We start from the raw sequence: 1,157 nt of genomic DNA on the forward strand, positions 1-1,157 counted from the left end.
CTACTGACCTTCAAAGCGTGGTGTCGTAGGGGCTGACGGACCATGATCCCTGCGGTACGCCAAGTGCATGAGGTATGCGCAAGGGGGCGGGCTGACCGACGAACGGCGGGTCTTTCGCGAAAGGTTGCGGTTGGAGGCGGCCGAGCGGTTCCCGCAGGGTGACGAGAACGCGGTCATCGCTCACGACCTGCGGGTCAGCGTCCGGTCGGTACAGCGGTGGCGCAAGGCCTGGTCTCAGGACGGGCCGAGAGCCCTGGCCTCGAAGGGGCCGGCGTCGCTGCCGCTGCTGAGCGACGACCTGTTCGCCGCCCTCGAGCGTGAGCTGCTCAAGGGCCCGGTCGCGCATGGCTGGCCGGACCAGACCTGGACGCTGTCTCGGATCAAGACCCTGATCGGGCGACGGTTTCACAAGAGCTACACAGTCCAGGGCGTCGCCGCGCTGCTCAGACGGCATGGCTGGACCTGCCAGGTTCCTGCCCGCCGTGCCATCGAGCGAGACGAGGCGGCGATGGCCGGCTGGATGAAGGAGACCTGGCCCCAGGTGGAAGGACCGTGGCGGCGCTCGACGCCTGGCTCGTCTTTGAGGACGAGGCCGGATTCTCGATGACGCCGCCGACCACCCGCACCTGGTCCCGCCGCGGCCGCACCCCTGTGATCCGCGTGCGGGGCCGCTCCCGCCGCCGCTTATCGGTAGCAGCCCTGGCCTGCTACAAGGCCGGCGAACGCTCACGGCTGATCTACCGGCCCTGCCCAGACGCCCGCCCCGACGGGCGCAAAAGCTTCTCCTGGAAGGACTACCGCGACCTGATCCAGACCGCCCACCAGCAGCTCGGCGGCCCGATCGTGCTGGTCTGGGACAATCTCAACACCCACCTGACTGCCGGAATGCGGCGCTACATCGACGCCCGCGACTGGCTCACCGTCTTCCAACTGCCGCCCTACGCACCTGACCTCAACCCGGTCGAAGGCATCTGGTCCGTCCTGCGACGCACCACCACAGCCAACCGAGCCTTCGCCGACCCCGACGACCTGATCACCGCCGTCCGGCGCGGCCTCCGCCAGCTCCAGTACCGCCACGACGTCCTCAACGGCTGCCTCACCGGCACCGGCCTCCGACGCCAGCCACCATGACGACATCACGCATTCAAGGTCAGTAA

General features: G+C 68.5%; 2 protein-coding genes. Both read left to right on the forward strand.

What is annotated here, in order from left to right:
• Positions 1-67: 67 nt before the first annotated feature.
• Positions 68-607 (forward strand): winged helix-turn-helix domain-containing protein, encoded by a 540-nt coding sequence (locus AB0D31_RS34705; RefSeq protein WP_362730924.1) that lies wholly within the window; start codon positions 68-70, stop codon positions 605-607.
• Positions 604-1,131 (forward strand): transposase, encoded by a 528-nt coding sequence (locus AB0D31_RS34710; protein WP_359009149.1) that lies wholly within the window; start codon positions 604-606, stop codon positions 1,129-1,131. Before AB0D31_RS34705 ends, AB0D31_RS34710 begins: the two co-directional genes overlap by 4 nt.
• Positions 1,132-1,157: the final 26 nt, after the last annotated feature.

It is taken from the genome of Streptomyces sp. NPDC048361 (genome assembly GCF_040651795.1).
In the GTDB taxonomy this organism is placed as follows: Bacteria; Actinomycetota; Actinomycetes; order Streptomycetales; family Streptomycetaceae; genus Streptomyces.